This window comes from Tistrella mobilis (assembly GCF_041468085.1).
Taxonomy (GTDB): Bacteria; Pseudomonadota; Alphaproteobacteria; order Tistrellales; family Tistrellaceae; genus Tistrella; species Tistrella mobilis_A.
Map to the genome: position 1 here is coordinate 4,147,109 of NZ_CP121017.1, position 23,147 is coordinate 4,170,255.

The following is a 23,147-nucleotide window of genomic DNA, read 5'->3' on the forward strand; positions in this document are numbered from 1 at the left end:
AAAAATCCGAATAATCGGAGACCGGAAGATGCACCGCAACGCCCCGCGCCGCCAGATCACCACCCTGCTGTCCTCTCTTGGCCTCGGTCTCGCCATCGCCGCGACGACCATGCCCCTGCCGGCCATGGCCGCGCCCGACCGGCCGGAATGCCTGGCCGGCGCCAAACCGGGCGGCGGCTTCGATCTCACCTGCCGGCTGATCGCCAATGCGATGCTTCAGGCAAAGCTGATCTCCAAGCCGATGATCGTGACCTATATGGAAGGCGGCGTCGGTGCCGTGGCCTACAACCACGTGATCGGCAAGCGCGCCACCGACGGCAACCTGGTTTCGGCCGCATCCTCGGGCTCGGCGCTGCTGCTTGCCCAGGGCAAGTTCGGTCGCTATGACGAAACGGCGGTGCGGTGGGTGGGCGCGCTCGGTACCGATTACGGCGTCCTGGTGGTGACCGCCGACTCGCCCTACAAGACCCTGGCCGAACTGATCGCCGCCTATGCCAAAGATCCGACGAAATTCCCGGTCGCGGGTGGCGGTGCCGTGGGCTCGCAGGACTGGATGAAGGGCGTGATGCTGGCCAAGGCGGCCGGCCATCCGGCCCGCGACATGCGCTATGTGGCGCTGGAAGGCGGCGGAGCGGTGCTCACGGCGCTTGAAGGCGGCCATGTCGCCATCGGTGCCGGCGATGCGGCCGAAATGGCCCGTCATCACGCGGCGGGCAAGGTCCGCATCCTGGCGGTGATGGCACCGGAACGCCTGCCGGGGGAACTGGCCGGGGTGCCGACCGCACGCGAGCAGGGCATCGACATCGAATGGCCGGTCTGGCGCGGCTACTACATCGGCCATGATGTGTCCGAAGACGACTATCGCTGGTGGGTGGATCAGTTCGCGGCCCTGTCGAAGACCCCCGAATTCGAAGCGGAACGCACGGCCCGCGGGCTCTACCCCTTTACCCTGCTGGGCGCAGATTTCGAAAAGAAGGTTCAGGCCGACGTCGCCCGCTTCAAGCAGATCGCCGCTGAAGCCGGGATGTGACGTCATGAGCGGTGCAACCGGTTCCGGCCGCGGCCACCTGCCCACCGGCAGGGTCGCTGCGGCCTGCCTTTTCCTCCTGGCCATCGCCTATGGCCTGATCGGCGCGCGGATCGACTATGCCTTCGCCTCGGATCCACTGGGCCCCAGGGTCTTCCCCGTCGCGCTCGCCATCGCGCTTGCCGTGCTGGCCCTGCTGTTCGCACGCCGGCCTGAAGGCGCCGAGGACCTGCCGAAGGGGGCCCTGCTCGGCCGCACGCTCGCCATCCCGATGCTGGCGGTTTCGGCCGTGCTGCTGATGGAGCCGCTGGGCTTCCCGGTCGCCATCTTCATTCTCACCACCGGCGTCGCCCGCGTCTTCGGCGCCGCATGGATCAGGGCGGCCTTCGGCGGCCTGCTGCATGCGGCCCTCTGGTGGGCGGTGTTTGTCGCGGCGCTCGAAGTCTATCTGCCGACCGGCACCATCTTCGGCTGACGGGAGTTCGTCACCATGTCCTTCGACTATCTCTGGGACGGGTTCTCGGTTGCGCTCAGCCTCCAGAACCTGCTGATCGGCCTGATCGGCTGCTTTCTCGGCACCATGATCGGCGCCCTGCCGGCGATCGGCCCGATCAACGGCATCGCCCTGCTGCTGCCCATCGCCTATACGATGGGCCTGCCGCCCGAGAGCACCATGATCCTGCTCGCGGCCATCTATTGCGGCGCCGAATACGGCGGACGGATCTCCTCGATCCTGCTCAACGTGCCGGGGGATGCCGGTGCGGTGATGACGGCGCTCGACGGCTATCCGATGGCCCGCCAGGGACGCGCCGGCGAAGCGCTGATGTTGAGCGGCCTCGCCTCCTTCACCGGCGGCATGATCGGCGCCACCGGCCTCGCCCTGTTTGCCCCGGTACTGGCCGGTCTCGCCACAGGCTTCGGCCCGGCGGAGTACTTCGTGCTGATGGTCTTCGCTTTTGCGACCCTGGGGTCGATGATGGGCGCCCGGCCGGTGAAGACCCTGATCGGCTGCGTGCTCGGCCTGATGCTGGCAACGATCGGGCTGGATGCCACTTCGGGCGCCTATCGTTTCACCTTCGGCGAGCCGGAACTGGGTGACGGCATCGAATTCGTCGTGCTGGTGATCGGCCTGTTCTCGATCTCGGAAGCGCTGATCCTGCTGGAGAAGCAGGCGGCCGGGGCCGAGATCATCCGCAGCCTGGGGCGGATGACGGCGCGGCTTTCGGACATCCGTCGCAGCATTGGCACGGCGCTGCGCTCCAGCGGCATCGGCTTCGTGGTCGGCGTACTGCCGGGCACCGGTGCCTCGGTCTCAAGCGCCATCGCCTACATGACGGAGAAGCGGATCTCGGACCGCGAGGGCAGTTTCGGCAAGGGGGACCCGCGCGGGCTGGTGGCACCGGAAGCCGCCAACAACGCCACCTCCTGCGGCGCCTTCGTGCCCATGCTGACACTGGGTGTGCCGGGATCCGGCACCACGGCGGTGATGCTGGGGGCGCTCATGCTCTACAACATCCAGCCGGGCCCGACGCTGATGACCGACCGGCCGGAGATCGTCGGCGGGCTCATCGCCTCGCTCTTCATCGGCAACATCCTGCTGCTGGCGCTGAACCTGCCGCTGGTCCGGATCTTCACCCGCGTGCTGACGGTGCCCAACTGGGTGCTGGTACCGGGAATCCTGGTGCTGTCCATCGTGGGCGTCTACTCCACCCACGCCTCCGCCTTCTCGGTGCTGCTGATGCTGGGCATCGGCATGGTCGGCTGGCTGCTGCGCAAAACCGGCTTCGATATGGCGCCGATCATCCTGGGCTTCGTGCTCGGCCGGGTGATGGAGGTCAATCTGCGCAATGCGCTCGCCATCAGCGGCGGCGACCTCGGCATCCTGTTCGAGAGCACCATCTCGATCGTGCTCTGGATCGCGGCTGCCCTGGTCGCGGTACTGCCGCTGGTGCTGGGCCGACGGCTGAAACGGGCGACCGCCCCCAAAGCACCGGGAACGGACACACCGGCAACCGAGGGGCGGCCGGCCTGATATCACCAGACGAAAGCCTGAGATCACGAGACGGAAGCGGTCACCCGTCTTCGCGCGGCAGCCAGGGGATGGCGGCGAAGGGCACGCCATCCTCGCGCAGGCTTTCCGCTTCGGCCTCGGTGGTCTGGCCATAGATCGGACGGGCCGGGGTCTCGCCCAGATGCATGCTGCGGGCCTCTTCAGCAAAGCGGTCACCGACGAAGTCGCAATTCGCCTCCACCTCGCGGCGGATCTCGCGCAGCCGCTTCATCACTTCGCCCTGAACGGCCATCAGCCGCTCGGTGGCCGGATCGGCCGGCGCAGGCGGCTGCACGGGCGGCACCTCCGCAGCAGTCGTCGGCACGGGCGCAGGTGCGGCCTCGTCGCGGGCATGGGAACGCACATTGAGCCGGGGGGCCATCAATGCCTTCTCGACCTTCTGGTCACCGCAGACCGGGCACGCGACCTCACCTGCCGCAGCCTGGGCCGTGAAGGTGTCGCTGTCCCTGAACCAGGCCTCGAAACGATGGCCCGCGCTGCACTTGAGGTCGAAGACGATCATGCCGCCGATCCGCTCTCCCGCTCTTCTTCTCCCACGGATTGTGGGACAGATGGGGTTTAGATGGCACGAGCGGGGTCTTCAGGCAAGAGCGGCATGCGATCCAGCCGATGTGACACCACCGCGAGCCCCATGCCGGCCGCAGCCAGCCCGACACCGATCCAGGGGATCTGAGCATAGGGCAGGCCGTGGGTGATGGCGACACCGCCGGCCCAGGCGCCGATGGCATTGCCGAGATTGAAGGCGCCCTGGTTCAGGGTCGAGGCCAGGTTGGGGGCGCCGCGGGCCTCGTTGACCACCCGCATCTGCAGCGGCGAGACCAGCGCGAAGGCCACCGCGCCCCAGAGGATCACGCAGATCACCGCCGGCACGACGGCATGGACGCCGATGGTGAAGGTGCCGAGCACCGCCATCACGGCGGCAAAGAGGCCGATCACCGCCGGCATCAGCCGCCAGTCACCCAGCCGGCCGCCGATCAGATTGCCGATGGTCAGCCCCACGCCCAGCAACAGCAGAACGATGGTGACCCGCGCCGGCGCGATGCCGGTCACATCCTGCAGCATGGGGACGATATAGGTAAAGACGCTGAACAGGCTGGCCGATGCAAGCACGCTGATCGCCATCGCCAGCAGCACCTGAGCACGCCCCAGGCTGCGCAGCTCCCCCAGGAAGCCGGCCGAGCCGGTGCGCAGCCCCTTGGGCAACCAGGCCCAAAGGCCTGCGGCCGCGAAGATGCCGATCGCGACCACCGCCCAGAAGGTCGCGCGCCAGCCCAGCGCCTGGCCGAGCGCCGTGCCGAAAGGCACACCCAGAACATTGGCGAGGGTGAGGCCCGAGAACATGATCGCGATCGCCTGCGCCCGCTTCTCGGGTGCGACCACCTGGGCCGCGACCACGGCGCCGAGGCCGAAGAAGGCGCCATGGCAGAAGGCGGTGACCACCCGCGCCGCCATCAGCAGCGCATAATCGGGCGCGATCGCGCAGAGCAGATTGCCCAGGATGAAGATACCGATCAGCAGCAGCAGCGCCGTGCGCCGCTCCAGCCGCGCGGTCGAGATCGCCAGCACCGGCGCCCCGAAGGTCACCCCCAGGGCGTAACCGGTCACCAGCAGCCCGGCGGCCGGAATGTCGACCCCCAGATCACGGGCGACATCGGGCAACAGGCCCATGATGACGAATTCGGTGGTGCCGATGCCGAAGGAGGCGATCGCCAGCGCGATCAGGGGCAGCGGCAGGGACAGGCGGCGGGCCATAGGCTTTGGTCTTCCTGTGGGTCTGGGGCGGCTTGTCGCCTGCACCCTGGCCGTTCACAGTGCGCCGCAGCAAGTCCGGTTTAAAATGAATTGTTCGAATACGACCCATGCCCGGTGGGCATGCGGTCAGCCGTGTCCGTGAACCTCGCGGGTCAGCGCCAGCCAGGCCCGCGCCGCATGGGAGAGATAGCCGCCGCGGCGCCAGATCAGCGCCATGTGCCACTGCGCTTCCGGATCGTCGAGCGGCACCAGGCGCACCGCCGCATGGCGGCGCTGCTCGGCGATCATCCGCGGCAGAAAGGCGATGCCGAGGCCGGCCGCGGCCAGTTCGACGATAAAATCGATCTGGCCGCTGCGTGCGGCGATGTTGGGACGGAAGCCGTGGCGCCGGCAGCCATCCAGGATGATCTTGTTCAGCGCAAAGCCGCTTTCGAACAGGATCAGCGGGTGCTCGGCCAGCATGGACAGGTCGATCCTGGGTGCCTCGGCCAGCGGATGGTCGAGGGCGAGCAGCGCCGTAAGGGGTTCGGCGCGGATGGCCTGCCAGTCGAATTCTTCCGAGACCGGCAGCAGGGACGCAGCCATGTCGACCTCACCCGCCAGCAGCACCTCTTCCAGCCGCTTGCTGCCATGTTCCACAAGCCCGATGTCGATACCCGGATAACGGCTGCGGAAGATTGCGAAGAGCGGTGCGAAGAGGGTCGCGGAGCCGAGCGGCGGCAGGCCAAGACGGAGCGTGCCGCGCTTCAGCCCGCGCAGCTCATCCAGTTCAGCGATCATGTCGTCGCGTTCGGCGAGCATCGACAGGGCCCGGCGATAGACGATCCGCCCCGCCTCGGTCAGCTCGCTGCGATGACCGACCCGGTCGAGCAGCGGCGTGCCCAGATCGTCCTCCAGCTGCTTCACCGCCTTACTGATGGTCGGCTGGGTGGTGTTCACGACCTTGGCCGCCTGGGAGAAGCCTCCCTGGCGGACCACCTCGACAAATGCTCTGAGCGTGCGCAGTTCCATGGGCATTCCTTATACGCATCCTTAGGATGCAATCAATTCATTTTCGCCATGCCGCAATGCAGCATAGACTGTCCCTCGTAAACCCATGGAGGGTCCGTCCCATGCGTCGCCAGCGTCTCGCCGCCGCCATCCGCCTCACGCTCCACCGCAACCGCCTGGTGCAGATCGCGCTGCTGGCCGGTTTCTGGGCCATGGGCGAGACTGCGGTGCGCCAACTGGCGCTGCCGGTGCCGGGCGGCATTCTGGGCATGGCCGCGGTACTGGTTCTGCTGGCGACCCACCGCATCCGGCCCGACAGCCTGGGCCGGGGCGCGAAATGGCTGCTGGCCGAGATGCTGCTGTTCTTCGTGCCTGCGGTGATGGCCGTGCTCGACCATCACGAGTTCCTGGGCACGCTGGGCCTGAAGCTGCTGGCCGTGATCATGACCGGCACGCTGATGGTGATGGTCTCGACGGCACTGACCGTCGAACTCTTCTTTCGGATGAGGACGCGCCATGACCCTGCCTGAGGATCCGGCGACCCTGCTCTTCTGGCCGGCAGCCACCGTCGCCTTTTATATCGGCGCCCGCGCCCTGAACCGCATCCGGCCGCGCTGGTGGAGTTCGCCACTGCTGGTCACCCCCGCCCTGCTGATCCTGCTCGCCACCATCATGCAGGCGGGATATGGCGACTACAACCGCGGCAGCCACTGGCTGACCCTGATGATCGGTCCCGCCACGGTCGCCTTCGCCCTGCCGATCTGGGAACGGCGGGCAGTGATCCGCCGCTATTGGCCGATCCTGACGCTGGGTGTGGTGATCGGCAGCGCGATCGCCATGGCCAGTGCCTGGGGCATGGCCCATCTGCTGGGCCTGTCGGACCAGCTGGCGCGCAGCCTGATGCCGCGCTCGGTGACCATGCCCTTCGCCATGGCGGTCTCGGGCGATATCGGCGGCCTGCCCGATCTGACGGCGGTGTTCGTGATCCTGACCGGCGTCTGCGGTGCCGCGATCGGCGAGATCATGCTGACCTGGCTGCCGCTCCGCTCCAGTCTTGCCCGCGGCGCGCTGTTCGGCATGGGCGCCCATGGCGCCGGCGTCGCCAAGGCGCACCAGATCGGCACCGAGGAAGGCTCGATCGCCGGCCTGGTGATGGTGCTGGCAGGATTGTTCAACGTGCTGATGGCGCCGGTGCTGGCGGTGATGCTCGCCGCCTGACTGTCCGCACAGCCGCCTTGCCTTGGGTCAGGGGCCGGTGAAGCGGCGCCGGTTAGCGAGCGAGGGCACCTTGCTGCGCGCCGCCGTTACCGCATCGGTATCCAGCTCGGCCAGGATCACGCCTTCGCTCTCCCCATCGGCCTCTGCCACCACCTCGCCCCAGGGCGAGACGATCAGGCTGTGGCCATAGGTGCGGCGGCCGGGATAATGCTCGCCGGCCTGGGCAGGGGCCATCACCCAGCAGCCGGTCTCGATCGCCCGTGCCCGCATCAGCGCATGCCAATGGGCCCGGCCGGTCGGCACGGTGAAGGCGGCAGGAATGGCGAGCACGCTTGCCCCGGCATCGGCCAGCGCCTGATAGAGATGGGGAAAGCGCAGATCATAGCAGATGCTGAGCCCCATCCGGCCGGTAGGGGTGTCGATCACCCTGGCCTGATCGCCCGGACGATAGCGGTCGCTTTCGCGATAGCTCTGGCCGTCGGCCAGATCGCCGACGTCAAAGAGGTGGATCTTGTCATAGCGGGCGACGATCGCCCCGGTCTGGTCGAAAACCAGCGTCCGGTTGGCGAGCCGGTCATCGCCTGCGGCCGGTGCGCCGACCGCGATCGATCCGCAATGCAGCCAGATCCCCGCCTCTCGTGCCATGCGCGCAAAGGCCGCTACCGCCGGATGCTCCGCTTCGGCCAGGGCGGCCGCGCGTTGTTCGGGGCCGGGGGCCAGCATCGCCGACATTTCGGGCAGCATCACCAGCCGGGCGCCCTGGCCTGCCGCATCGGCCACGAAGCCGGCGATCCGGTCGAGCCCCGCCGCCATGTCGGGCGTTGCCGTGGTCTGGATGCAGGCGACGCGGGTGATCACGCCGCCCCCAGCATCGGATCCAGCTTGCCGGCACGCTCCAGCGCATAAAGATCGTCACAGCCGCCGACATGGGCGCCGTCGATGAAGATCTGCGGCACGCTGGTCCGCCCGCCGGCCTTCTCGGTCATTTCCGCACGGAGCGACCGGTCGCCATAGACGTCGATATCGGTGTAGCTCACGCCCTTCCGCTCCAGCAGCGCCTTGGCGCGTGCGCAATAGGGGCAGATCGGCGTCGAATAGATAATGACCTCGGCCACGATGAACCTCGGATCCCTTCGGCAGATGGACGGGAAGCCGCACGCGCAGCAGCGCCCGCGACCATTGGAAACGTTCCAATGATATAGGGATGATCGCGCCGTCTCAAAGCCTCTCGGATGCCTCTCCCTCGGCCGACAGCGTTGCAGGATCCACCATGTGGCGGATCCCGTCGCCGGGGGCCGGCACCCGGGCCGCGGCGATGACCACCACACCGGCGGCGCCGGCACGGATCAGGGCACGGCTGCAGGCATCCGCCGTGGCGCCCGTGGTGAGCACGTCGTCGACCAGCAGCACCCGCGCACCCGCCAGCCGCGCCCGCAACGCCCTTCCCGTCGGCACCCGCATGGCGCCGGCGACATTGCGGGCCCGCGCCTCGCGGCCCTTGTTGCCCTGGGATGTGGTGAAGCGCGCCCGTCGCAGCAGCCGGGGTTCGTGGGCCAGCCCCAACTCACCCGCCAGCGCCCGGGCCAGTACGGCCGCCTGATTGTCTCGACGCTTCAACCGCCGCCGCCAGTGCAGGGGCACCGGCACCACCAGATCAACCGCCCCCAGCCCCCGCGCCGACGGTGCCATCAGCCGGCCGAGCATCGGCGCCAGATGCCCGGCATCTCCATGCTTCAGCGCCAGCACCAGCCGCTTCGAGGTTCCCTCGTAGATCAGCGGCGCCCGGGCCATGGCAAAGGCCGGCGGTTTCGCCGCACAGCCGCCGCAGACGGCCGGGCCACCCGGATCCGACGGCAACGGCACGCCGCATCTTTCGCAGACCGGGCCGGTGACGAAGACCAGTCCGGACCAGCAGGCGCCGCACAACCCCGGACGATCGACGGGTGCGCGGCACAACCCGCAGAGCGGCGGCAGGGCCGCATCCAGCAACACCCGCCCCACCCCGGCGAGCAGGCCGACCATCCGGCGGGCCAGAGCCGTGGCCCGCGTGCCGTCACCGACCGCCTCCTCAACCACGGCATCACCTCCCTCAAGGATATTTATCGCCATGCGATCATGATGCCCGGCACATGCGCGCGCAAGTCTCATCCCGCACCGGCTGTTGCCGCCGCCGGCCGGCCATGCCATATAGCGGCCATGACCGATCCCATCCGCCTGTTCGACCGTGCGCTCCTGCGCCGCCGGCGCGACCGCGCCGCCCGCGCCGGCGGTGATCACGGCTTCCTTGTTCGTGAAGTCGCCGAACGTCTGGCCGAACGGCTGGACGATGTGCTGCGGGATTTCCCCCGGGCGCTGATGATCGGCTCACGCGATGGCGCAAGCCGCGACGTTTTTCAGGGGCGGCGGGGCATCGAGACCCTGATCGGGCTGGACCTCTCCCCAGCCATGGCTGCCGCCGACCCGGGACCGGTCGTCGTGGCCGATGAAGAGCTGCTCCCCGTTGCCGACGGCTCGATGGACCTGGTGCTCGGCCTGTTTTCGCTGCACTGGACCAACGACCTGCCGGGCGCGCTGATCCAGATCGAACGCGCCTTGAAGCCCGACGGACTGTTCCTGGGCGCCATCGCCGGCGGCTCCAGCCTCAAGGAACTGCGCGAGGCGCTGACCATGGCCGAGATCGAGATCGACGGCGGGCTCTCGCCCCGCGTCTCGCCCTTCGCCGAACTGCGGGATGCAGCCGGGCTGATGCAGCGGGCGGGCTTTCAGCTGCCGGTGGTCGATGTCGACACCATCACGCTGACCTATGCCCATCCGCTGAAGCTTCTGACAGAGCTGCGGATGATCGGCGCCACCAACGTGCTGCACGATCGACGCCGGGCGCCGATGAAACGCGCCACCCTGATGCGGGCGATGGAGATCTATGTGGAGCGTTTTGCCCGCCCCGACGGTCGGGTGCCGGCAACGCTGGATCTGATTCACCTGGCCGGCTGGAAGAAGGCCGCCGGCCAGCCCCAGCCGCGCCGCCGCGGAACAGCCGATACGGCCATGAGCGACATGCTGGCACGGCTCAGGGCAGAGCTGCCCGGCGCAGACGGCAAGACAGGCTGAGAGATCAGCCGCCGATCATGTCGCGGAGCATCGCGATCAGCGGCAGATCGGCCGGCGGCATCGGATAGTCGCGCAGCTTCGAGATCCGCACCCAGGCGAGTTCCTGCCCTTCACGCGGGATGGGCGTACCGCGCCATTGCCGGCAGACATAAACCGGCATCAGCAGGTGGAAATCCGGATAGGCATGGCTCGCGAAGGTGGCCGGCGCCAGACACGAGGTGCTGGTGTCGATGCCCAGCTCCTCGTGCAGCTCGCGCACCAGCGCCGCCTCGGGGCGCTCGCCCGGTGCCACCTTGCCACCGGGGAACTCCCACAGCCCGGCCATCGCCTTGCCTTCCGGGCGTTTGGCGATCAGCACCCGGTTGTCGGCATCGAGAAGTGCGACCGCAACCACCAGAAGCAGCTTTGCCGGACCGGCCGGCAGAGCCGGTGCCGCGGCACAGCCGTAGAGCTCTTCATCGCCGGCAGGTTCGGTCGCCGCCATGCCGCTCAGCTCCGGTAGTCGGCGTTGATGTCGATATAGCCGTGGGTCAGGTCGCAGGTCCAGACCGTGGCCACGCCCTCGCCGATACCGACATCGACCGCAATGTCGATCTCCTGTCCCTTCATATAGCCGGCGACATAGGCCTTCTCGTCATAGTCGGGATGAACCGCGCCGTTCTCGGCGACCAGCACGCCGCCGATATGAATGCGCAGCCGGTCCTCGGCCACCCGCTCGCCCGATCGGCCGAGGGCTGCCACGATGCGGCCCCAATTGGCGTCGGAACCGGCGATGGCGGTCTTCACCAGGGGCGAGTTGGCGACAGTCAGGCCGATGCGGCGGGCGGCGCCGTCATCCTCGGCGCCGGTGATCTTCAGGGTGACGAATTTGGTCGCCCCTTCGCCATCGCGCACCACCTGGCGGGCGAGGTCCGAGAGCACGGCCTCCAGCGCCTCGGCGAAGGCCGCGCCGTCCGCATCCTCTTCGGCCAGCACCGGATTGCCGGCGGCACCGGTCGCGAACAGCATGACGCAGTCATTGGTCGAGGTATCGCCATCGACCGTGATGGCGTTGAACGAGCGATCGACACCGCGGGCGAGCAGGCGCTGCGCCAGCGTCGCGCCGATCGCGGCATCGGTGAAGACGAACCCCAGCATGGTCGCCATGTTCGGTGCGATCATGCCGGACCCCTTGGCGAAGCCCACCACCGTGACGCTGCGGCCGCCGATGGTCACGGTGGCGGCCGCGCCCTTCGGGAAGGTGTCGGTGGTCATGATCGACTTCGCGGCCGGCGCCCAGGCATCGGCCGCATCGCTGGCGCGGCCCGACAGATCGGCCATCATATCGACGATCGGCTTCGGATCGAGCGGCACGCCGATCACGCCGGTCGAGGCCACGAAGACCTCTTCGCGGGCGCAACCCAGCACGGCCGCGGCACCATCGACTTCGGCTGCAACCGCACGGGCGCCGGTCGGCCCGGTGAAGGCGTTGGCGTTGCCGGCATTCACCACCAGCGCCCGGGCACGACCACCCGCGAGTGCGGTCTCGCACCAACGCACCGGCGCGGCACGGGTCGACGAGGTGGTGAAGCACCCGGCCACGACCGTGCCGGGGGCGAATTCCGCCCAAAGCAGGTCGTCGCGGCCCTTGTAGCGCAGACCGGTCATGCCGGTGGCGAGACGGACCCCCGCAACCTGGGGCAGATCGGGGAAGGCGGCAGGGGCCAGCGGCGACGTCTTGGCGCTCATGGGCAATCTCTCCGGACGGTATGACGGCGGAGGATGATGTCATCCCCCGCCGTGTGGATCGGCAGACTGAAGATGGCGCGCGTCAGCCCTGGGGCTTCGCGGCCGGGGTCTGGGCGGCGGGCGCCTCGGATGCGGGCGCTCCGGCGGCAGGGGCGGCAGCCGCGGGGGCCGCCTCCTCGACACGCTCGATCTTCGCATCCTTGCGCAGCGCCTCAAGCGTCTGATCGACGGTCTTGCGCTGCAGCTCCATCTCCAGCTCCTGCTTCTTCTCGTCGAAGGAGGGGACCGGCTGCTTGCGGCGCTCTTCCAGCTTGATCAGATGCCAGCCGAACTGGGTCTGGACGGGGCCGGAAACCTCGCCCGGCTTCATCGCGAAGGCGGCATCGGCGAAGGGCTTCACCATCCGGTCGGCGGTGAAGAAGCCGAGATCGCCGCCATTGGCCGCTCCGGGGTCGGTCGACTTCTCCGACGCGAGCTTGGCGAAATCCGCCCCCTTGTCGAGTTCGGCCTTGATCGCCTTGGCCTCGTCCTCGCTCGCCACCAGGATATGGCGGGCATGAACCTCGTCCTCGGGCTGGAAATCCTTCTTGAAGGCTTCGTATTCGGCCTTCAGCGCATCCTCGGTGACCGCATCATCGATCAGCTTCGTCAGATACGACTCGGTCAGCACCCGGTCGGCGGCGCGCTGGATGCGGGTCTTGATCTCCGCATCCTCTTCCAGACCCTGCTTGCGGGCGGCTTCGACCATCAGCCGGCTGCTGATCACATTGTCGAGCAGCGTATCATAAAGCTGCGCGAAGGGCAGCGAACGATAGGGCGGCGGCAGGGTTTCGTACGCCGCGACCACGTCCGAGCGATGGATCTCGGCGCCGTCGACGCGGGCAACCACCGGATCGTCGGCTGCGGGCTTCGCCTCGTCGGCGCGCAGCGCCGGGACATGGGTGACCGAGGCGAGAAGCAGGGCGGCGAGGGCGGCAGTGATCGGCCGGCGCGCGCTGCGGATGAGCATGCGGACAGTCTCCCTAAGGGTCGGTCGGGGCGCGGGGATCGGGCAGAGGTCGCCGGCCCGTCAGGACGCCTGCCGACGACTTCGCCGCCAGCAGATCAGGACGCTCATGATGCACAGGCCAACGCTGATCACAAGTGCCGAAAACCCATGACCTTGCAAGCGTGCAGCGCCATCGGCGACGAAGCGCCGGCCGCACCCCCCGCGTGATTGACAGGGCACCCACGACCCCTTATTTGAGGAACGTTCGTGGAGGCGGGTTCCGCTCGCATCCATGTTCAGTCGCGCGCATGATGACGTCGCCGTCCGCACCCCGCATGCTCCGGTCCGGACGGTCTCGCGTGTTTCGTGGAGCAGGTCAGGGGATTACATGTTCGGCGCTCTTGCCCGGCGGGTTTTCGGAACCGCCAACGATCGGACGGTGAAGTCGCTCCAGCGGGCGGTGCAGGCCATCAACGCCAAGGAGCCCGAGGTTCAGGCCCTCGACGATGCGGCGCTGCGCGCGCGCACCGACCAGTTCCGCGAGCGTCTCGCCAAAGGTGAGACGCCCGACTCCATTCTGGTGGATGCCTTCGCAACCGTGCGCGAGGCCGCGCGACGGGTACTGGGCCAGCGGCATTTCGACGTCCAGCTGATCGGCGGCATGGTTCTGCACCAGGGCAAGATCGCCGAGATGAAGACCGGCGAAGGCAAGACCCTGGTTTCGACGCTTGCCGCCTACCTCAATGCGATTGAGGGCAAGGGCGTGCATGTCGTGACGGTGAACGATTATCTGGCCCGGCGCGACTCGCACTGGATGGGTCAGGTCCATCGCTTCCTGGGCCTGACGGTCGGCGTGATCCTGCCCGGCATGGACGACCATTCCCGCCGGCTCGCCTATGCCGCCGACATCACCTACGGCACCAATAACGAGTTCGGCTTCGACTATCTGCGCGACAACATGAAGTACGGTCTGGACCAGATGGTCCAGAGGCCGTTCAACTTCGCCGTCGTCGACGAGGTCGACAGTATTCTGATCGACGAGGCACGCACGCCGCTGATCATCTCGGGGCCGACCGAGGACAATTCCGACCTGTACCGTCTGGTCGACACCTTCATTCCCGGCCTGGGCGATGAGGATTTCGAAAAGGACGAGAAGCAGCGCACGGTGATCCTGACCGAGGCCGGCCAGGAGCGGATCGAGACCGGGCTGCGCGAGGCCGGTCTGATCCAGGGCGGGCTCTACGACGTCGAGAACGTCGCCATCGTCCATCACGTGAACCAGGCGCTGCGCGCCCACAAGCTGTTCACCCGCGACGTGGACTACATCGTCAAGGATGACAAGGTCATCATCATCGACGAGTTCACCGGCCGCATGATGGACGGACGCCGCTATTCCGAGGGCCTGCACCAGGCTCTGGAAGCCAAGGAGCGGGTGACGATCCAGAACGAGAACCAGACGCTGGCCTCGATCACCTTCCAGAACTATTTCCGCCTCTATCCGAAGCTGTCGGGCATGACCGGCACGGCGCTGACCGAGGCGGGCGAGTTCGGCGAGATCTACAAGCTTGAAGTCGTCGCCATCCCGACCAACCGGCCGGTGCAGCGCAAGGATGCCGATGACGAGGTCTACCGGACCGAGCGCGAGAAGATCCAGGCGATCGTCGCCGAGGTGAAGCAGGCCTCGGCCAAGGGCCAGCCGGTGCTGATCGGCACGGTCTCGATCGAAAAGTCGGAACTGATCTCGCGGCTGTTCACCGAGGCCGGCGTGCCCCATCAGGTGCTGAACGCCCGCTATCACGAGCAGGAAGCCCAGATCGTCGCCCAGGCCGGCCGCCCGGGTGCCGTGACCATCGCGACCAATATGGCCGGCCGCGGTACCGACATCCAGCTCGGCGGCAATCTTCAGATGCGGGTCGAGGTCGAACTGGCCGACGTCACCGACGAGGCGGAGCGCACCCGCCGCACCGCCGAAATCGCAGCCCAGCTCGAAGAGGCCAAGGCGAAGGTGATGGCGGCCGGCGGCCTCTACGTCATCGGCTCGGAACGCCATGAAAGCCGGCGCATCGACAACCAGCTCCGCGGCCGGTCGGGCCGTCAGGGCGATCCCGGTGCGTCGAAATTCTTCGTCTCGCTCGAAGACGACCTGATGCGCATCTTCGGCTCGGAGCGCATCGACGGGATGCTGAAGCGGCTGGGTCTGGAAGAGGGTGAGGCGATCACCCATCCCTGGATCAACAAGGCGCTGGAAAAGGCCCAGCAGAAAGTCGAAGCCCGCAACTTCGACATCCGCAAGAACCTGCTGCGCTATGACGACGTGATGAACGACCAGCGCAAGGTCGTCTACGAACAGCGCCGCGAGATGATGAATGCCGAGCGCGTCGACGACACCGTGCTGTCGATGCGCCACGAGGTCATCGGTGAGATCGTCTCGGAATACGCCCCCGAGAAGTCTTACCCCGAGCAGTGGAAGGTCGACGATCTGACCGAGCGCTGCCGCAAGGTGCTGGCGGTCGACCTGCCGATCAAGGACTGGGCGGCAGAGGAAGGCATCGATCCCGACATCCTGCGCGAGCGGATCACCCAGGCATCCGATGCCGTGATGGCGCAGAAGATCGAGGCCTATGGTGCCGAGACCATGCACCGGGTCGAGAAGAGCCTGCTGCTTCAGATCATCGACCACCATTGGAAGGAGCATCTGCTCCAGCTGGACTATCTCCGCCAGGGCATCGTGCTGCGCGCCTATGCGCAGAAGGATCCGCTGAACGAGTACAAGCGCGAGGCCTTCTCGCTGTTCGAGGCGATGCTGGATCGCATGCGCGAGACCGTGACCCAGGTGCTGTCGCATCTGGAGATCCGCATGGCCGGCGCCCAGCCGCAGGAAGCGGAACGGCCGATGCAGCCGACCGCCGAAAGCCTGCCCGGCCCGGCGGCCGTGACCGATGCCCCGGGCGAGGATGCCCCGCCGGAGGCCCTGCCCGCCGGCTGGGAGCGCACGCCCCGCAACAGCAACTGCCCCTGCGGTTCCGGCAAGAAGTTCAAGCACTGCCACGGCCGGCTGGTCTGAGACGGATCCGCTGCAGACGACGCGCAAACGCCCGCGGCATCATGGATGTCGCGGGCGTTTGCGTTGGAAGAGCCGCCCGTCCACCGTGGCGAGGGTGAGCAGCAGTGCCCAGGCCCTGCCATCGAGTGCGGGGGGAGCGGAAGACATGGGGCGCGCGCACCTCGGCGATGGTTGAAACCACCACAAGCTGTCACCCGAAACCGTGGATCCCGCCATCCGCGGGCGGACGGCACATCCGGCGGATCCGGATCAGGCGTCGAAACGCCAGACCGCGTCCGCCGCGCCAGGGGCCAGGGCAAACGGGTCTTCTGCAGAACCGGTCATCAGAACCGCGGTGTCATGGATGCCCAGATCGGCCAGCTGGTGGGGCGTGCCGTTGCCGAAGGCGAGATGGCCGCGACCGATGATGCCCAGCACCACCGCCGGCGGCTCCGCATCCCTCAGCGCCCGGGCGATATTGCAGGCGAAGGCCCGATCCCAGACCTGCTGAGCCATGACGAAGCGATCAAAACGCCGGGCAGCTTCGGGATCAGCTGCCGGATCGGCCATGACACGGCCGGTCATGGCGGCAAGCTGGCGCCGGTAGGGATCAGAGGCGGGCGCCGGACGGGAAATGCCCTCGGCCGCAGCAAATCCTGCGGCGGCATCCCACCCCTCGCGCCCCACCTGCCGCACCAGATCGCGCGGACAGTTGAGCGCCAGCATCCTGACACCCGGCCTGCGGCAGAAGCGGATCAGCGGCCGATAGAGTTCCGGATCGAACCCCCAGACCGCCTTCCAGTCCACTTCCTCAAGAAAAGCTTCGAAGCTGGGGATCGCCCCGCGCGTCCAGGCATCGAGCACGGGCTGGACGCGGGTCGGAAACATCTCAAAGCCCACCGCCATCCGGCCCGCACGATCACAGCCGTGGCGGTCGTACAGCAGATGGCCGAGATAGGCCTGCCAGTGATGAATGGCGGCATCGTCATGGCGCTCTCCGGCGAGCACCACCCTGGCCCGCCCGATCCGGTCGAGCAGGGTGGCTTCGCCCAGCGGCGCACCGGTCGCGGGATCGACCCAGTCGCCGGGAACCAGCCGCGTACTCAATCGAGATCGCGGCCCATGGCGATGAACTTGTCGCGGCGCAGATTGCGCAGCTCGTCGCCACTCTTCGTTTCCAGATCGGCCAGCGCCGCCTCGATCGCGCGACCGACGGACGCCATGGCGGCGGCCGGGTCGCGATGGGCGCCGCCCATCGGCTCGTCGATGATCTGGTCGATCAGCTTCAGGCGGAACAGGTCCTGCGCGGTCAGCTTCAGCGCCTCGGCGGCATCCCTGGCATTCTCGCCCGAGCGCCAGAGGATCGAGGCGCAGCCCTCGGGGCTGATCACCGAATAGATCGAGTGCTCCAGCATCATGACCTTGTTGGCGGCCGCAAGCGCGATCGCGCCACCGCTGCCGCCCTCGCCGATCACGACCGCAATCGCCGGCACCCGCAGGTCCAGGCCGACCTCGATCGAACGCGCGATCGCCTCTGCCTGGCCGCGCTCTTCGGCGCCGACACCCGGATAGGCACCGGCGGTGTCGACGAAGGTCACCACCGGCAGGCCGAAGCGGTCGGCCATGCGCATCAGGCGCTGGGCCTTGCGGTAGCCTTCCGGACGGGCCATACCGAAATTGTGGCGCACCCGGCTCTCGACGTCATGGCCCTTCTCCTGGCCGATGACCATCACCGCCCGCTCGCCGATCCGGCCGAGGCCGCCGATCACCGCCTGGTCCTCGCCGAAAACCCGGTCACCCGCAAGCGGGGTGAAATCCGTCACCAGCGCCTGGAGGTAGTGGCTGAAATGCGGCCGTTCCGGGTGACGGGCGACCTGGGTCTTCTGCCAGGGGGAGAGCTTGGCGTAGATCTGGCGCAGCAGCCGGTCGACCTTGGTCTCGAGCTTGCCGACCTCCTCGACGATGTTGACCCCGGTCTCGCCCGACAGATGGCGAAGTTCCTTGATCTTCCCTTCGAGCTCCGCGATCGGCTTCTCGAAATCCAGGAAATGGTTCATGGAGGGCTCTCGGCTGGTGGCTGGGACGTCGCGGCCATACATGCCCCCTCAAAACGGGAGCGACAAGGGTTGAGACGGCCGGAAACGACGGTTTCCCGATGTCGGGCGGCACCTTAGCCCAAAAAAAACGGCGGTGCCAGATCCGGCACCGCCGCAGAAGCCTGCCCCCGGGGCCGGCAGGGGCTCAGCGCCCGGCGATCTGATCAGCCTTGGCGACGATACCCTGGGCCTGACGGATCGAAGCGATGTCGATCAGCTTGCCGTCGAGGGTAACCGCACCGCGGCCTTCCTTCTGGGCCTGCTCCATCGCTTCCAGGATACGGCGGGCCTTGGTGACGTCCTTCTCCGACGGCGACATCACCTCGTTGGCGATATCGACCTGCGACGGATGGATCGCCCATTTGCCCTCGCAGCCGAGCGCCGCCGAACGCAGCGCCTGGGCGCGATAGCCGTCCGGGTCCGAGATGTCGCCGAACGGGCCGTCGATCGGGCGCAGACCGTTGGCGCGGGCGGCAACCACCATGCGCGAGATGGCATAATGCCACTGATCGCCCCAGTGATAATCGCGCTTGCCCGAAGCGTCGGCCTCCGTCAGCACACCGTATTCGGCATTGGCACCGCCGATATTGGTGGTACGGGCACGGGTAGAGGCGGAGTAGTCGGCCACGCCGAAATGCAGCGACTCAAGACGCGGGCTGGCCTTGGCGATCTCGTTGATGTTGGCCATGCCGAGCGCGGTCTCGATGATCAGCTCAAAACCGATGCGGTGCTTGATGCCCTTGGCCTGCTCGATCTGGGTAACCAGCATGTCCAGCGCATAGACGTCGCCGGCGGTGCCGATCTTCGGGATCATGATCAGGTCGAGGTTGTGGCCGGCCTGCTCCACCACATCGACGACGTCACGATACATGTAATGCGTATCGAGGCCGTTGATGCGCACGCTCATCGTCTTGCCGTTGCCGCGCCAGTCGATGTCATTCAGGGCCTGGATGACGTTCTTGCGGGCCTGCTCCTTGTCGTCCGGCGCCACGGCATCTTCAAGGTCCAGGAAGATCACATCCGACGGGCCCTTGGCCGCCTTCTCGAAGAATTTCGGGCTCGAACCCGGCACGGCGAGTTCGCTGCGGTTGAGGCGCGGGGTCGCCTCCTTGACGATCGTGAAGCTCATGGGTCTCGCTCTCCGGATGTTCGTGTCCGGGCGCCCGGCAAGTGAGAGGGGAGAAACGCCGCGCCCGTTGTCGCGGTGCACCATAACAAAGCCCCTGCGCCCCTGCAAGAAAATGGAAGGCCTTTCCATTCTATGGAAAACACGGCAAGGACGTGCTATGGCTTGGAGCATGACCACGCCCCCTTCTCTCACCTCCGCCGCAGATGCGCCTTCGGCGCCGGGTCCTGACGGGGCCGGCACTGCCGGCGGCGTGCAGGCCGTGCTGCGCGCGCTCGACCTGATGGCGGTACTGACGGCCATGCCGGACGGCATCGGCCTGTCCGATGCCGCGCGCCGCGCGGGTCTTGCCGCCTCCACCGCGCATCGACTGCTGAACACGCTGGCCAATCGCGGCTGGGCGCGGTTCGACAGCGGCTCCGGCCTCTGGCAGGTCGGCCCCGAAGCCTTCGTCACCGGCCAGGCCTTCGATCCGGCCCGCCATCTGGTCCAGACCGCCCGGCCGGTGATGCAGCGGCTGATGGAACGATCCGGCGAAACCGTGAACCTCGCGATCCGCGCCGACGACCGGATGCTCTATCTGGCCCAGGTTGAATGCGCGGAGATGATGCGTGCCTTCGCCCGCCCGGGCGCGCGGGTACCGATGGTCTCGACCGGGGTCGGCAAGGCCCTGCTCGCGGCCGGCTCCCTTCCCACCCCCGCCGGCGCAGATGCGATCGGCACCGAGCTGGATCTGATCCGCCGCCGGGGCTGGGCCCTCGACGACGAAGAGCAATCGGTGGGCCTGCGCTGCGTGGCGGCGGCCATCCCCGCCGGCCGTGCCGGCGGCACGCCCAAAGCCGCGATCTCGATCAGCGGCCCGACGGCACGGATTTCGGATGACCGGCTGGATCTGCTGGGGCGCATGGTCGGCGACGCGGCAGCAGAGATCGGGCGGGCGCTCTAGCTTTCCAGGTCACCCGTCGCAAGCGGATGCGCCCGCTCGATCGCCCGGCGCAGATCTGCATCCAGCACATGGGTATAGATCTGGGTGGTGGTGATGTCGGCATGGCCGAGCAGCTGCTGCACCACTCTGAGATCGGCTCCACCCGACAGCAGGTGGCTGGCGAAAGCGTGGCGAAGCACATGGGGCGAGACCCGGGCCGGGTCCAGCCCGGCCCCCAGCGCCAGCAGTTTAAGCAGCTGGCCCACCCGCTGACGTGTCAGATGACCTTCCGCCGCGCGCGATGGGAAAAGAAAGGCCTGTGCCGTGCGGTCCGGCGGCAGGAAGCCGCCCCGCACCTCAAGATAGGCACGTGCCGCCGCCCTGGCCGGCGCGCCAAGCGGCACCAGCCGGTCGCGGCCGCCCTTGCCCCGCACCATCAGCACCTGCGGATCGCGGGCAAGGGCCGCCGCCGGCAGGGTGACCAGTTCCGTCACCCGCAGACCCGAGGCATAGAGCAGTTCGACGATCGCCGCCAGCCGCCGGCCTTCCGGCCCGGGCATGGCATGAGCGGCCGCGATCAGCCGGTCGACCTCATCTTCAGACAGCAGCTTGGGCAGCGGCCGGCGCCGGCGCGGTGCGTCCAGACGATCGGTCGGCTGATCGGGACGGCGGCCCTCGCTCGCCAGGAACCGGAAAAAGCGGCGCAGGGCCGACAGCCGCCGCGCCTGGGTCTCGGCCGTCAGCCCGCGCGCCTCCAGCACCGCCAGATAGCGGGCAAGCGCATCGGCCGCGGCGGCGACCAGCCCGCCATCCGCACTCAAAACCCGGGCGGCATCGTCCAGGTCCGTGGCATAGGCGATGAGGGTGTTGTCGGCAAGCCCGCCCTCGGCACCCAGCATCTCAAGGAAGGCCTCGATCGCGCGACGGTCAACCGGCAGCGGCTCCCGCGGCGGCACTGCCGGCATATCAGACACCCGGCGCCAGCCCCGAAACCACGCCGGCCGCAATCATCATCTCGACCGCAAGCCGGCGGGACTCGTCGTCGAAGCCTGCAAGACGGAAGCCTTCCAGTGCCGTGGCCAGACCGATCGCACCGATCTCGGGCCGGGCTTCCAGCAGCACCAGCGACAGCGCGGCCGTCTCGCCCAGCCTGCCGGCATCGGCCGCCGCCCTGAGCGCGAACCAGACGGCGGGTATGGGCGCAACCGCATCCTCCACGGCCGGCGCCGCCGGATCCGGGGACGGCAGGGCTTCGGGCGAAAACAGGCCGATCGCAGCGGTCGCCACCTCCCGCGCCGGCCCCGCCAGACCGGCAAGCCAGCTGCTGATGTCGACCGTCCGCAGATCACGTCCCAGCACCGCCGACGGTTCCTGAAACGCGACCAGAGACAGGGCAGTCAGCTCAGGATCGGCTGCGATCGCGGTGCTCAGCACGTCCGGACGGTTCTCCGGGATCCCCAGCATCGCGGCAGCGGCATCGACAGCCCCGCCGGCGATGGCGATCCGTGCCGCCATGATCCGACTGTCCGGGTCCAGCCCGCGAATGGCGGCCGGTTCCAGGAGCGGCGCCGCGGCAGCCGCCGCGGTCGCGGTCAGCAACGGATCGGCCTCCGCCGCCGCCTTGACCAGCGTAGCGATGCCGTAGAGCCGTGCCCCCGGGTTGCGCTCGGCCGCAGCGGTCGCAAACAGCCGTGCCCGCCGCCGCTCGGGCCGGGATTCGCCGGCCGGGCCGTGGCCCGAGAGGGCGGCACTGCGTTCGGCCGCCGCTGCGGCCAGCCAGGCCCCGGCCAGGCGTTCGCCGGCAAGCAGGCCGCGGGTGGCAGCCGCTTCGGCCAGGACCAGGCGATGGAAAGGCGTGATCGCGCCGCTCATCACCAGCCGCGACAACCCGGCATCGCCGAGACCGGCGGCAAATTCCGTAACCGTATCGGCTGTGGCCTCGGACTGAATGCCGCGCCACGCCAGCACCGCCAGATCCGCCGGGGTCAGCACTGCCGGATCAAGGCCGTCAATCGCGATCGGCCCGGGCGTGGCCGCCGCACGGGCAATCGCACCGGCGACCGGCTGTCCGGCCGACACCAGCTCGGCCGCGGCGGTCCCGTCGGCGGCCGCAAACAGGCGGCAGGCCAGGACATCCGGGGCAGCAGCTGCCTCACCTGCCGGAATGGCGGCACCCGACACCCCGGGAAGGACCGCGGCACAGGCACGCTGCTCCTCCCCGGCCAGGAACAGGGCCCCGGCAGGTGGCGGACGACCGGCATCGTCGGCCACATCGACCGCGGCCGCCGGATCGCCCAGCATCAGCAGCGCCTTCGCCCGACGATCGGCAAAGACATCGGCGTCCTCTCCCGCCGGCGCCGGTCCGTCGGTTGCGAGCAGATCCCGCAGCATCTCGCGCGCCGTGGGCCAGGGCGCAGTGCCGCCGAGGGCCGCCAGCGCCCCATCGATCCGCGCCGCCGTGCTGCCCTGCCAGAGATCCGCCGGCACATCCTCTGCATCCACTGCCGCCGGCTCATCATCCGTCGTCTGAGGCGGCAGAGGGGTGGGCGGCGGCGGCGGAGGGGGCGGAGGCGGCGGGGGCGGAGGCGGAGGGGGCGGAGGTGGAGGCACCGGCCGCAGCTGGTCGGGTGTCGCCTGGATCCGCGGCGCCGTCGGCGGGGGTGGGGGCGGGGTCAGGTGCGGCGCCGGCTGGACGGGCGGGCGGACCTGCACCCCCGGCGCCGGAACAACCGGGCGCGGGCGCGTCTCTTCGGCCTGCGGCTCGTCGGGCACCAGCCTCAAGGGCTGCGCCACGGCCGAAGGGGATACCGCCGCCAGGACCAGCGCGAGCACGACACCGAGCGATCGCCCGGCCGATGCGCTCACCGGCGGGCGTCCCCCTGTCTGGTCGCCGGGCTCAGCGGAGCAGTTTGTCATTGGGCACGACCTTCTCCACCGTGCGCACCGGCGCCGGCATGTCGAAGGTCATGAGGAAGGCCCCGCCGCCCAGAACGGCAACGAGGAGAATGATCAGGATGAAGCGGATCAGCACGCCTGCGCCTCGCATCGGGGGTTCGCAACTGCCGGGAAGATCGA

General features: G+C 68.4%; 23 protein-coding genes. 8 read left to right on the forward strand and 15 right to left on the reverse strand.

All coding sequences use genetic code 11. From position 1 onward, the window contains the following. Positions 1-28: 28 nt before the first annotated feature. From P7L68_RS24180 to P7L68_RS24190, 3 genes are read left to right on the forward strand one after another with little or no spacing between them, the layout of a single operon-like run. Entirely contained in the window at positions 29-1,030 is a 1,002-nt protein-coding gene (locus P7L68_RS24180; protein ID WP_372002379.1) for a Bug family tripartite tricarboxylate transporter substrate binding protein, read from the forward strand. A gap of 4 nt (positions 1,031-1,034) precedes the next feature. Beyond that, positions 1,035-1,502, forward strand: coding sequence for a tripartite tricarboxylate transporter TctB family protein (locus P7L68_RS24185; protein ID WP_372002380.1), 468 nt, complete (start codon positions 1,035-1,037; stop codon positions 1,500-1,502). 15 nt (positions 1,503-1,517) lie between these two features. Continuing rightward, a complete protein-coding gene (locus P7L68_RS24190) occupies positions 1,518-3,059 on the forward strand; it encodes a tripartite tricarboxylate transporter permease (protein WP_372002381.1) in 1,542 nt (513 codons plus the stop codon). A gap of 40 nt (positions 3,060-3,099) precedes the next feature. Here the strand turns inward: P7L68_RS24190 and P7L68_RS24195 are convergent, their stop codons facing one another. The 3 genes from P7L68_RS24195 to P7L68_RS24205 all read right to left on the reverse strand — a co-directional run bounded on the left by P7L68_RS24195 (position 3,100) and on the right by P7L68_RS24205 (position 5,861). Further along, on the reverse strand, positions 3,100-3,600 hold the full coding sequence (locus P7L68_RS24195) for a DUF1178 family protein (protein WP_372002382.1): 501 nt from the start codon (positions 3,598-3,600) through the stop codon (positions 3,100-3,102). A 56-nt stretch (positions 3,601-3,656) separates the two neighbouring features. Then, positions 3,657-4,832 (reverse strand): MFS transporter, encoded by a 1,176-nt coding sequence (locus P7L68_RS24200; RefSeq protein ID WP_372006947.1) that lies wholly within the window; start codon positions 4,830-4,832, stop codon positions 3,657-3,659. A 144-nt stretch (positions 4,833-4,976) separates the two neighbouring features. Then, positions 4,977-5,861, reverse strand: coding sequence for a LysR family transcriptional regulator (locus P7L68_RS24205; protein ID WP_372006948.1), 885 nt, complete (start codon positions 5,859-5,861; stop codon positions 4,977-4,979). Positions 5,862-5,962: 101 nt separating this feature from the next. Here P7L68_RS24205 and P7L68_RS24210 point away from each other — a divergent pair, with 101 nt between their 5' ends. Together P7L68_RS24210 and P7L68_RS24215 are read left to right on the forward strand one after the other, a co-directional pair. Then, positions 5,963-6,370 (forward strand): CidA/LrgA family protein, encoded by a 408-nt coding sequence (locus tag P7L68_RS24210; protein WP_372002383.1) that lies wholly within the window; start codon positions 5,963-5,965, stop codon positions 6,368-6,370. Further along, positions 6,357-7,058: an LrgB family protein gene (locus tag P7L68_RS24215; protein WP_372002384.1), complete on the forward strand. Its 702-nt coding sequence runs from the start codon at positions 6,357-6,359 to the stop codon at positions 7,056-7,058. Before P7L68_RS24210 ends, P7L68_RS24215 begins: the two co-directional genes overlap by 14 nt. Positions 7,059-7,085: 27 nt before the next feature. Here the strand turns inward: P7L68_RS24215 and P7L68_RS24220 are convergent, their stop codons facing one another. The 3 genes from P7L68_RS24220 to P7L68_RS24230 all read right to left on the reverse strand — a co-directional run bounded on the left by P7L68_RS24220 (position 7,086) and on the right by P7L68_RS24230 (position 9,167). After that, entirely contained in the window at positions 7,086-7,916 is an 831-nt protein-coding gene (locus P7L68_RS24220) for a carbon-nitrogen hydrolase family protein (protein WP_372002385.1), read from the reverse strand. Next, positions 7,913-8,173 carry a glutaredoxin 3 gene (gene grxC, locus P7L68_RS24225; RefSeq protein WP_014743878.1) on the reverse strand — a complete coding sequence of 87 codons (261 nt, stop codon included), beginning with the start codon at positions 8,171-8,173 and terminating at the stop codon, positions 7,913-7,915. The genes P7L68_RS24220 and grxC overlap by 4 nt, the downstream gene beginning before the upstream one ends. Before the next feature lie 103 nt (positions 8,174-8,276). Continuing rightward, entirely contained in the window at positions 8,277-9,167 is an 891-nt protein-coding gene (locus P7L68_RS24230; RefSeq protein ID WP_372002386.1) for a double zinc ribbon domain-containing protein, read from the reverse strand. Between the two features lie 87 nt (positions 9,168-9,254). Between P7L68_RS24230 and P7L68_RS24235 the strand changes: the two genes are divergently transcribed. Then, positions 9,255-10,166 carry a methyltransferase domain-containing protein gene (locus P7L68_RS24235; RefSeq protein ID WP_372002387.1) on the forward strand — a complete coding sequence of 304 codons (912 nt, stop codon included), beginning with the start codon at positions 9,255-9,257 and terminating at the stop codon, positions 10,164-10,166. Between the two features lie 4 nt (positions 10,167-10,170). Here P7L68_RS24235 and mutT read toward each other — a convergent pair whose 3' ends face one another. The 3 genes from mutT to P7L68_RS24250 form a co-directional block, all read right to left on the reverse strand. Continuing rightward, the gene (mutT, locus tag P7L68_RS24240; RefSeq protein WP_372002388.1) at positions 10,171-10,650 is read right to left on the reverse strand and encodes an 8-oxo-dGTP diphosphatase MutT; all 480 of its coding nucleotides are present in this window, start codon (positions 10,648-10,650) and stop codon (positions 10,171-10,173) included. Between the two features lie 5 nt (positions 10,651-10,655). Next, a complete protein-coding gene (argJ, locus tag P7L68_RS24245; protein ID WP_372002389.1) occupies positions 10,656-11,894 on the reverse strand; it encodes a bifunctional glutamate N-acetyltransferase/amino-acid acetyltransferase ArgJ in 1,239 nt (412 codons plus the stop codon). A gap of 82 nt (positions 11,895-11,976) precedes the next feature. Then, the gene (locus P7L68_RS24250) at positions 11,977-12,903 is read right to left on the reverse strand and encodes a peptidylprolyl isomerase (protein ID WP_372002390.1); all 927 of its coding nucleotides are present in this window, start codon (positions 12,901-12,903) and stop codon (positions 11,977-11,979) included. A gap of 367 nt (positions 12,904-13,270) precedes the next feature. Here P7L68_RS24250 and secA point away from each other — a divergent pair, with 367 nt between their 5' ends. Beyond that, the gene (gene secA, locus P7L68_RS24255; RefSeq protein WP_372002391.1) at positions 13,271-15,946 is read left to right on the forward strand and encodes a preprotein translocase subunit SecA; all 2,676 of its coding nucleotides are present in this window, start codon (positions 13,271-13,273) and stop codon (positions 15,944-15,946) included. A 249-nt stretch (positions 15,947-16,195) separates the two neighbouring features. Here the strand turns inward: secA and P7L68_RS24260 are convergent, their stop codons facing one another. The 3 genes from P7L68_RS24260 to P7L68_RS24270 all read right to left on the reverse strand — a co-directional run bounded on the left by P7L68_RS24260 (position 16,196) and on the right by P7L68_RS24270 (position 19,150). Beyond that, complete coding sequence (locus P7L68_RS24260) at positions 16,196-17,032, reverse strand: ChaN family lipoprotein (RefSeq protein ID WP_372002392.1); 837 nt, start codon at positions 17,030-17,032, stop codon at positions 16,196-16,198. Continuing rightward, complete coding sequence (locus tag P7L68_RS24265) at positions 17,029-17,982, reverse strand: acetyl-CoA carboxylase carboxyltransferase subunit alpha (protein WP_372002393.1); 954 nt, start codon at positions 17,980-17,982, stop codon at positions 17,029-17,031. The genes P7L68_RS24260 and P7L68_RS24265 overlap by 4 nt, the downstream gene beginning before the upstream one ends. 184 nt (positions 17,983-18,166) lie before the next feature. After that, positions 18,167-19,150, reverse strand: a complete 984-nt coding sequence (locus tag P7L68_RS24270) for a CoA ester lyase (RefSeq protein ID WP_372002394.1) — start codon at positions 19,148-19,150, stop codon at positions 18,167-18,169. A gap of 169 nt (positions 19,151-19,319) precedes the next feature. Here P7L68_RS24270 and P7L68_RS24275 point away from each other — a divergent pair, with 169 nt between their 5' ends. Then, the gene (locus P7L68_RS24275; RefSeq protein WP_372002395.1) at positions 19,320-20,093 is read left to right on the forward strand and encodes an IclR family transcriptional regulator; all 774 of its coding nucleotides are present in this window, start codon (positions 19,320-19,322) and stop codon (positions 20,091-20,093) included. Here P7L68_RS24275 and P7L68_RS24280 read toward each other — a convergent pair. The 3 genes from P7L68_RS24280 to P7L68_RS24290 all read right to left on the reverse strand — a co-directional run bounded on the left by P7L68_RS24280 (position 20,090) and on the right by P7L68_RS24290 (position 23,118). Beyond that, positions 20,090-21,037 carry a tyrosine recombinase gene (locus tag P7L68_RS24280; protein WP_372006949.1) on the reverse strand — a complete coding sequence of 316 codons (948 nt, stop codon included), beginning with the start codon at positions 21,035-21,037 and terminating at the stop codon, positions 20,090-20,092. The genes P7L68_RS24275 and P7L68_RS24280 overlap by 4 nt on opposite strands. A gap of 1 nt (position 21,038) precedes the next feature. After that, positions 21,039-22,574: a hypothetical protein gene (locus P7L68_RS24285; protein ID WP_372002396.1), complete on the reverse strand. Its 1,536-nt coding sequence runs from the start codon at positions 22,572-22,574 to the stop codon at positions 21,039-21,041. A gap of 394 nt (positions 22,575-22,968) precedes the next feature. Continuing rightward, on the reverse strand, positions 22,969-23,118 hold the full coding sequence (locus P7L68_RS24290; protein WP_372002397.1) for a hypothetical protein: 150 nt from the start codon (positions 23,116-23,118) through the stop codon (positions 22,969-22,971). Positions 23,119-23,147 lie beyond the last annotated feature (29 nt).

Coding starts and splice junctions, on each gene's coding strand:
- P7L68_RS24215 (WP_372002384.1), top strand. CDS start 6,357: ATGACCCTGCCTGAGGATCCGGCGACCCTGCTCTTCTGGCCGGCAGCC.
- P7L68_RS24210 (WP_372002383.1), top strand. CDS start 5,963: ATGCGTCGCCAGCGTCTCGCCGCCGCCATCCGCCTCACGCTCCACCGC.
- P7L68_RS24265 (WP_372002393.1), bottom strand. CDS start 17,982: ATGAACCATTTCCTGGATTTCGAGAAGCCGATCGCGGAGCTCGAAGGG.
- P7L68_RS24190 (WP_372002381.1), top strand. CDS start 1,518: ATGTCCTTCGACTATCTCTGGGACGGGTTCTCGGTTGCGCTCAGCCTC.
- argJ (WP_372002389.1), bottom strand. CDS start 11,894: ATGAGCGCCAAGACGTCGCCGCTGGCCCCTGCCGCCTTCCCCGATCTG.
- P7L68_RS24185 (WP_372002380.1), top strand. CDS start 1,035: ATGAGCGGTGCAACCGGTTCCGGCCGCGGCCACCTGCCCACCGGCAGG.
- P7L68_RS24180 (WP_372002379.1), top strand. CDS start 29: ATGCACCGCAACGCCCCGCGCCGCCAGATCACCACCCTGCTGTCCTCT.
- P7L68_RS24270 (WP_372002394.1), bottom strand. CDS start 19,150: ATGAGCTTCACGATCGTCAAGGAGGCGACCCCGCGCCTCAACCGCAGC.
- P7L68_RS24235 (WP_372002387.1), top strand. CDS start 9,255: ATGACCGATCCCATCCGCCTGTTCGACCGTGCGCTCCTGCGCCGCCGG.
- secA (WP_372002391.1), top strand. CDS start 13,271: ATGTTCGGCGCTCTTGCCCGGCGGGTTTTCGGAACCGCCAACGATCGG.
- mutT (WP_372002388.1), bottom strand. CDS start 10,650: ATGGCGGCGACCGAACCTGCCGGCGATGAAGAGCTCTACGGCTGTGCC.
- P7L68_RS24250 (WP_372002390.1), bottom strand. CDS start 12,903: ATGCTCATCCGCAGCGCGCGCCGGCCGATCACTGCCGCCCTCGCCGCC.
- P7L68_RS24230 (WP_372002386.1), bottom strand. CDS start 9,167: ATGGCGATAAATATCCTTGAGGGAGGTGATGCCGTGGTTGAGGAGGCG.
- P7L68_RS24290 (WP_372002397.1), bottom strand. CDS start 23,118: ATGCGAGGCGCAGGCGTGCTGATCCGCTTCATCCTGATCATTCTCCTC.
- P7L68_RS24280 (WP_372006949.1), bottom strand. CDS start 21,037: ATGCCGGCAGTGCCGCCGCGGGAGCCGCTGCCGGTTGACCGTCGCGCG.
- P7L68_RS24205 (WP_372006948.1), bottom strand. CDS start 5,861: ATGGAACTGCGCACGCTCAGAGCATTTGTCGAGGTGGTCCGCCAGGGA.
- P7L68_RS24195 (WP_372002382.1), bottom strand. CDS start 3,600: ATGATCGTCTTCGACCTCAAGTGCAGCGCGGGCCATCGTTTCGAGGCC.
- P7L68_RS24275 (WP_372002395.1), top strand. CDS start 19,320: ATGACCACGCCCCCTTCTCTCACCTCCGCCGCAGATGCGCCTTCGGCG.